The sequence below is a fragment of the Ferroacidibacillus organovorans genome (genome assembly GCF_001642725.1).
Lineage (GTDB): Bacteria > Bacillota > Bacilli > Alicyclobacillales > SLC66 > Ferroacidibacillus > Ferroacidibacillus organovorans.
Genome location: NZ_LSUQ01000088.1, coordinates 1 through 7,904, shown reverse-complemented (window position 1 = coordinate 7,904; position 7,904 = coordinate 1). Strand labels below are relative to the sequence as shown.

Here is a 7,904-nt window from a genome sequence, read left to right as displayed (position 1 = left end):
GGTATACTATCTGGTCCTTCACCGCGAGAACACGGAACGCCGCCCTGATGTCGTGCGTATCGATTTTCACGTGCGCGAGATGTTGAAGCCGTTTCACCACGCTCCTTATCGCCGCTTTCTGATCGCTTCTATGGTTTTTAACTTTGGGTGGCAGTTAGCGTGGCCACTTTTTAGCATTTATCAAATCCAGTACGCGCACGCGACGGCGATCTGGATCAGCGCGTTTAATGTCGCCAGTCAAATCACGCAAATTCTCACCTTTACGCTGTGGGGGCGCATTTCTGAGAAGTATGGAAACACGCTAGCGCTCGCTTTTGCCTGTCTTGGCATGGCGGCGACGCCCGTCATGACGGTCGTTTCACGAAATCTGTTTTATTTGACAGGCCTTAACTTAATCACAGGCCTGTTTGTCTCAGGGATCAATCTGCTCCAGTTTAATCACTTGCTAGAAGTGGTTCCTAAACAGGATCGCACCGCACTCATCGCACATTTTAATGTAGTCATCGGGGTCATGGGCATCGTTGCGCCACAGATCGGTGTTTTTCTGCTCGGCAAGATCCACATGGATCCAGCGATGTGGGTATCGACGGTTTTGCGACTCGCGGGAACGCTTATCTTCTTTTACTTGATTCGCTCCCGTATTCGCGAAACGCCGGGCGTTACTGATGATCGTGTCTAAGGATGGAACGACTTGGAAATCCTAGGGAGGAAGGATCGATCCATCTGAGGGTGTGTTGTTTCGTTGCGAAAACTTGTCATTCATATACTAGGATCGCTCTTGATCATCAGCCTCGTCTTTTTTTTCTCGCCCAAAGCGTTTGTCGGGGATACAGATACGGCGCGCAACTATCTGAGCACGATTGTATCCTGTCTCTCGACCATTTTTGCGCTCTGTATCTCCATTGCACTCGTGGCGATTCAATTGACTGCGAGTCGCTATACACACAGAGTGCTCGACATGTTTTTAAAAATGCCGTTTAATGCATCGCTGATTCTCTTCTATTTTGTGACGATCATTCAGAGTCTGTTTTTACTCTCGCGTATCACCGAACCGATTCATATGACACTGCCGTCCATGCTGCAACCACAGATGAACGCGGATATGATTTTGGTCGTGTTTTGTTTTGTCATTCTGATCGTCTACATGTATGCCGTGATGAAATTGCTTAAACCAGAACAGATCATCGACAATATCCAATTGGAGTTTCGTGCTGCGGTGCATAAAAGAAAGACGGCTGAGGCGTTGATTCGTGTTGAACAAGTGTGCGATATCGCGAAGCGAGCCGCGGTGGAGATGGATTCGACAACCGGGACGGCCACGGTGCGCACGTTGATGCTGATGGCGAGCATGGGAGACCCCCAAATGCGCCAAAGCGTCGCGCGTCAATTTGTCGAGATCGGTTCGATCGCTGCAAAAGAGCGGGAGAGTGGCATGCTCATCTCCGTTCTTCACGCTTTGCAAGAGATGGGTACGAGACACCAGGATGAGGGATGGTTTGAGGATGCGCCGCGCGTGGTGGAGGCGCTGCGGCAATTGACGCGTTCAAGCTTGATCGGACAGGATCAACTCCCGTATGTGGAGGAAGTTGTAGAGAATCTATTTCGCATTTCGACAACCGCTTTGACGAACGCTTGCGAAAAAGGGGAGGCGTGCGCGGATCTTCTCAGCGAGGTCGTCACAGCCATGAAGGCAATCGGGCTTGACGTGCTCGCGCGCGATCGCGCAGGTCTTTCTTATGTGATGGAGGATTTGATACCAGTAAAACTCTTTCAGTTACGCACGCTCAGCGTTTCGGCCGGCCTTTTTGTGTATGCCGAACGTGTGAGGAGAAACGCGTTACTGGCGCAGTTGGCTATGGTGAACGTGGCGCTCCTCGACGCCCCGCGCAGCGCGTTTACGGCGCTGCTTTGTGCGCTCTGTGATGTCGAAGCTGCGCGCGACATCACAGAGCGCAGCGAACTGATCTTGTTTTGCGCCGCGCTCGCGCGCTACATGAAGCGCGAAGATGTGGTGAAATTGTGCCTGTCGCGATTGCCGGCGTGCAATGTGCGTGAGAGTGATTGGACAGGTGCCGAGCGCGTAGCGCTTTCCCGGTTGTTTGATTTTGAGGATCCCTTTTTCTTCATCGAGAGCGTCTGCAAATCGATACACCCCTGTTCACCACTCACGGTCTCGGCTCCGCACTAAGGTGATCCGGGAAAGGTGGTCGCGCGCTTTAGCACTTCCTCCACTTGCTCCTGCGTATAGCGTATAGCGAGTGTCGTTTGGCCTTCAAAGACGACAAATCCAGGTCTTGATTTATTTGGTTTGCGCAAGTGCTTTACTTGCAGCCAGTCGACGTCGGCGCGCAGTGCGCTTCGTAGGCTGCTAAAATGCGCGGCGAGGACCGCCGCCTCAAACAACGCCTGTTCAGACGGCTCCGCATCGTGCAGGATGACGTGCGACCCTGGCGCATTTTTCACATGAAGCCAGATGTCCGTTTTGCGCGCGAGGCGATGTGTCATCATGTCGTTTTCACGATTATTTCGCCCTACCCAAATCGGTGTCCCATCTGACGCGAGATAGACGGCGGGCACCAGTTGCGGCTTCTCTTGTTTCTTGTTCGTTTTCCCTTTTTGCGGTTTCATCTTTTGCGGTTTGTTAGAGGTAGGCATTCGAAGATAGCCGGCTTCTCGCAGTTCCATTTCAATGGATGGGATCTCCTGTACAGTGCACACCGCAAGCTCGTGCAGCACAGAATCGAGATAGATGACCTCATCGCGTGCTTGTGCGAGTTGCTCACGCGTGATATCGATGCCCTTTTTATAGCGCTGATAGCGTTTAAAATATGCGTTCGCATTGTCGAGGGACGAGCGCGCCGGATCGAGTGTGATCGTTGTCGGCTCTTCATCTTGATAAAAATTTGGCAGGGTTACTTCCTGCACACCTTTTTTGACCGCGTGCGGATATGCGGTCAAAAGTTCTCCGGCGATTCGCCAGAAGTCTGCCTCGTGACTGCGCGACAAGACATCTTCAAACGTCGCAATGCGCGCTACAGCGCGTGTGCGCTCTTGCTTTGCTAGGCGCAGCAGATGAGTTGCTTTGCTCCGGGCGATGTCGCTCATGGAGCGCTCAGCGTAATAGGCGTCAAGGCAGTCATTGACAGACGAGTAACTTACTCGCTCTCCTTCGAGGTGCTGAATCGGGAAGAGATAAAACGAGTCAGCACGGTCCCGGCCGCCGCGCACAATGGTTGGCACCGGATCCACGGTTTTTTGCAGCGTATCGGCAAAGCGCAGCCATTCTTCGTCGATCGTCGGCGACTTTTCGTCGACCGCAGGGGTGAAGGCCGCCTCTTTTGCAAAGAACGGACTGATTCCCTCATACGTTGCGACAAGGTGTTTTGGGAATGTCTCGATCGTGTGCTCACGTCGCGCGAGATACCCTTTGCGCGTCTCTTTCAGCGGATCGACCTTGTTTTGTGCGGGTGGTGAAACGTAGGGACGTCCCGGCAATACCTCGCGATAGCGGTTGACTGCGTGTGAAAGGTGAGAGATCGCATCAAGAATTGCTCCGTCCGGTTGCTCAAGAAGAATCAGGTTGCTGTGCTTGCCCATGATCTCAAGGACCACCCGCCGCGTGACCTTTTTGCCCAATTCATCGCGAATCTCCACATCGATGTGCGCGATGCGTTCGCGCCCCACCTGTGAGAACGCGATGATTTTTCCACCCTCCAAATGCTTTCGCATCATCGTGCAAAAGAGTGGCGGAAGCGCCGGACTCGGGACTTGAAAGCGCGTCGTCATGTGCATCCGCGGATAGGAGCGATTGGCGGAGAGCAAGAGACGGTGATTGGTGCGCTCCACGCGAATCTGCAAAACGATGTCGTGCGGAGATGGCTGCGTGACGCGATCAATGCGACCGCCGATCAGGGTTTGCTTCAGTTCGTTCATTACGGCGTCTAGCACCAGTCCGTCAAACGCCATCGGAAATCGCTCCTTGAAATTGTTCGTACGTGAATGCCCCGCGCTCATTTCCACTCTGCACGGTGTAGATGCTGCGCCGATTCGGGTGATCGTCGCGCCTTAGAATCGTGGCGTTGCGCTGCCAAGGAATGACGTAGACCACACCTCCCGGTTCGTAGACGATCGCGTCCCTCACATCGATTTTTCCGCTGTCAAACTTGGATATCACATCGATGCCACCCGTGAGAGAGACCACGTTTCCCGTAAGTAGCTTTGCGCGCGGATCGAGCAACAGATCGATGATCTGAGCCAAATCACCTGCAATCGGGGCGTTTGCCGGCGCGTCAAGCGCGTCAAGGTCGACATCTTGCTCTTTGGCGGCCCCGCGAATGTCACCGGGGCAGATCATGTTCGCGGTGATTCCGCACTCGCGCTCTTCCATCGCAATGCTGCGTGTAAGCGAGGCGAGACCGACTTTTGCGGCTGCGTACGCTGCCCGATAAGGCCAACCTGGCGCCTCTTCGACGCGGTCAAAACCTACAGTCACGATGCGACCATAGCCTTGCCTGCGCATGAGGGGTAGCACGCGGCGAAACACATGAAAGGCAGATGTGAGGTTTCCATCGATCATCTGCCGCCACTCACTCGGATCATAATCGGTCAATCGTTTTCGTGAAAAAATAAAGGGTCCCGCACTGTGAATGACAGCGTCGAGACGCGGCGTGTCGCGCAAGACGTGATCGAGCATGCCTTCAATATCCGCCGGTTGCGTCATATCCGCCTGAATGACGGAAACGTGGATGCCGTACGCCTTTCTAAGCGTCTCTGCAAGCGTTTCGCATGCTGCGCGCGACTGACGATAGTTCAAGATCAGGTCATAGTGTTGCTTTGCGAGGTGGTGCGCAAACACGACGGCCAAGCCTTTGGCACTCCCTGTGATCAGGGCATATCTCTGCAACGAAATGCTCCTTTCGCGTACGCGAACTCGCGCGCGATGCTTATCCAAGTATACCAGACTATCCCACATCCGGGTGGCTTTTGCGCGCGACACCTGCATGATCCTTCTTTGTGGCGCATAGCTTGTACGGTGAGAGGGTGCTGTGAAAGTGAACAGGGGTTTGCGCTCGCGGGGGCGTGTGTGAAAGGGTGAGTATCTCTTGACAGAAGAACGTACAGCGTGGCACACCTTGACCGGTGATCAGGTTCTCGTCGCACTCGAGGCAACACAGAACGGGCTCGACGAGCAAGAGATTGAAAAAAGGCGATCCATCTTTGGAGAGAACGCGTTGCTCGAGCGTCGTCGCGTCTCTTTGCTCAGTGTCTTTTTTGATCAGTTCCGCAATTTTATGGTCATCGTTCTTTTGATTGCAACGCTCATCTCAGGTCTGCTTGGTGAATACACCGACGCGCTTACAATCATGGCCATCGTTCTGGCAAACGGTATTCTCGGTTTTTTTCAGCAGGTGCGCGCAGAAAAATCGCTCGCATCACTCAAGCAATTGACTGCGCCGGAAGCGCGGGTCATGCGCAACCATGCCGTATCGCACGTACTTGCCACTGCGCTTGTTCCAGGGGATATCGTTTTGCTTGAGGCAGGGGATCGCGTTCCCGCAGATTGTCGATTGCTTACGGTGCGTGAACTCGCGACAGAAGAGTCATCGCTGACGGGTGAGTCCGTGCCTGTGCAAAAAGATGAGCGATCCATTTCGGCGAGTCAAGCGCCGCTCGGAGATCGCGCTGGCATGGTGTTTATGGGCACGATGGTTACGCGCGGCAAGGCGAGCGCGGTGGTTGTCGAGACTGGAATGGGAACCGAGATGGGGCGTATCGCTGAACTGATTCAGACGAGTGAATCAACGCTTACTCCGCTTGAGCATCGCTTGAACCAACTCGGTCGAATTTTGGTTTGGCTGAGTCTGGCGATCACGATCATCGTCGTCATCGCGGGTGTTCTCCACGGGCATGCGCTCTATGAGATGTTTCTCGCAGGGGTGAGCTTGGCGGTTGCGGCGATTCCCGAGGGGCTTCCGGCGATTGTTACGATCGCGCTCGCGCTCGGCGTGTCGCGGATGATCGCCCGCAATGCGATTGTGCGCAGGCTGCCATCCGTTGAGACACTCGGGTGCGCCACGGTGATCTGTTCGGATAAGACAGGCACCCTCACCCAGAATCAGATGACCGTAAAGCGCGTTTGGCTTGAGGGGATCGCGTATCACGTGGAGGGTGAAGGCTATCAGCCAAGCGGTCAGATTCTGCGCGCAGACGGCTTGCGCGTTGATCAAGACGCACTCCTGCGCCTCGCTGATGTCGCACGTGTCTGTAACAATGCGACGTGGCGGCAAGAGCAGGGGCAGGTGCATACGGTAGGCGATCCTACCGAAGTGGCGCTGCTTGTCCTCGCTGAAAAAATTGGCGGAACATCGAGTGCGCAACGCGTCAATGAGTATCCTTTTGACTCGGATCGCAAACGGATGAGTGTCATCGCAAAAGACGGTGCGCGCGTCACCGCGTATGTCAAAGGCGCGCCGGATGTGCTGTTGTCGCTTTGCACACACCTCTTCGTGAACGGTGAGCGACGCCCGCTCACGCCCGCGCTGCGCGAGAAGATCAACAGTGCGCTTGCAGAGATGGCGCGCGATGCGCTCAGAACCATTGGGCTTGCCACGCGCGATGCTCCGAATGACTCGGTCGCGCAGGAGCGGGTGGAGCGGGACCTCACGTTTGTGGGACTCGTTGGGATGATGGATCCGCCGCGCGAAGAAGTCGCCTCTGCGATCATTGAGTGCAAGCGCGCAGGGATCAAGACGGTCATGATTACAGGGGATCATCGCCTGACTGCAGAGGCAGTCGCACTACGCCTTGGAATCTTACCGCAAAACGGACGCGTGATGACGGGCGCGGAACTCGATCCGTTGTCGGAGCGCGCCCTTGAGGATGTGGTCGATCAAGTCTATGTGTATGCGCGCGTGACACCTCAGCATAAGCTACGCATCGTAAAGGCGCTGCAAAACCGCGGACACGTCGTTGCGATGACGGGAGATGGCGTGAATGACGCGCCGGCCATAAAGAGCGCAGACATCGGCATCGCAATGGGAAAAAGTGGAACCGATGTGGCGAAAGACGCGTCGTCGCTGGTGCTCGCCGATGACAATTTTGCGACGATCGTCGCGGCGATTGAAGAAGGAAGAAACATCTACGACAATATTCGCAAGTTTATTCGCTACTTGCTAACCTCGAATGTCGGGGAAATCCTGACCATGTTTTTCGCGATGATGATGGGATTGCCGCTGCCGCTTTTACCGATTCAAATTCTCTGGGTCAATCTTGTCACGGATGGACTTCCCGCGATCGCCCTCGGCGTCGATTCACCAGAACCGGGCACGATGATGCGGCCGCCGCGAACGATGCGTGAAGGGATTTTTGCGCGAGGGCTGGGTCGCCAGATCATCACGCGCGGCATCGCCATCGGGGTGGTCACGCTTTCCATCTTCGCCATCGCTCTGCATCTAAGCGTCGCGCTAAAGACGGCGCAGACGATGGCGTTTGCAACGCTTGTGATGGCCCAATTAATCCTCGTCTTTGATTGTCGCTCGGTATCGCACGGCATTCGCGAACGCGGGATTTTTGGAAATCCCTACCTCGTCGCGGCGGTGGCGATCTCCTTTATGATGTTGTGGATCGTGATGTACCTTCCTGCGCTGCAACCTATTTTTAAAACGGTGCCGCTTTCGTTGTCTCAGTGGGGGGCTGTTCTCTTTGCGGCTGTACTTCCGACGCTTTCTGTAGGGGCGAGACGAGCGCGCAGACGGCACTCGGCGCGCGAAGGCACGCTGCGCAAAGCGGCATAGCTCATTGCTTTGCGGACTCCGCCGAAAGGCAGGAGTCTTTTTTATGTACGCCCGGCATGGGCGGAATCTATAGGGTGCAAGTCCCGAACGGGGGTTGGCGACAGACCTACC

Annotated in this window: 5 protein-coding genes; 3 read left to right on the top strand and 2 right to left on the bottom strand. The window is 55.1% G+C overall.

The genetic code is table 11. The features are described 5' to 3' along the window. Together AYW79_RS14675 and AYW79_RS14670 are read left to right on the top strand one after the other, a co-directional pair. Positions 1 to 679: MFS transporter (locus AYW79_RS14675; RefSeq protein ID WP_156493916.1), on the top strand; the 679-nt coding region annotated here is incomplete at its 5' end. 63 nt (positions 680 to 742) lie between these two features. Further along, positions 743 to 2,188 (top strand): DUF2254 family protein, encoded by a 1,446-nt coding sequence (locus AYW79_RS14670; RefSeq protein WP_067567478.1) that lies wholly within the window; start codon positions 743 to 745, stop codon positions 2,186 to 2,188. Here AYW79_RS14670 and AYW79_RS14665 read toward each other — a convergent pair. Beyond that, complete coding sequence (locus AYW79_RS14665; RefSeq protein ID WP_067567475.1) at positions 2,185 to 3,966, bottom strand: Rqc2 family fibronectin-binding protein; 1,782 nt, start codon at positions 3,964 to 3,966, stop codon at positions 2,185 to 2,187. The two genes, AYW79_RS14670 and AYW79_RS14665, sit on opposite strands and share 4 nt — an antisense overlap. Beyond that, a complete protein-coding gene (locus tag AYW79_RS14660; protein ID WP_067567472.1) occupies positions 3,956 to 4,903 on the bottom strand; it encodes an SDR family oxidoreductase in 948 nt (315 codons plus the stop codon). The genes AYW79_RS14665 and AYW79_RS14660 overlap by 11 nt, the downstream gene beginning before the upstream one ends. A 199-nt stretch (positions 4,904 to 5,102) precedes the next feature. Between AYW79_RS14660 and AYW79_RS14655 the strand changes: the two genes are divergently transcribed. Then, complete coding sequence (locus AYW79_RS14655) at positions 5,103 to 7,793, top strand: calcium-translocating P-type ATPase, SERCA-type (protein ID WP_067567470.1); 2,691 nt, start codon at positions 5,103 to 5,105, stop codon at positions 7,791 to 7,793. Positions 7,794 to 7,904: the final 111 nt, after the last annotated feature.

What these genes read in the sequence shown, in the direction of transcription:
- AYW79_RS14665 (WP_067567475.1), bottom strand. Translation starts at nt 3,966, where the DNA reads ATGGCGTTTGACGGACTGGTGCTAGACGCCGTAATGAACGAACTGAAG.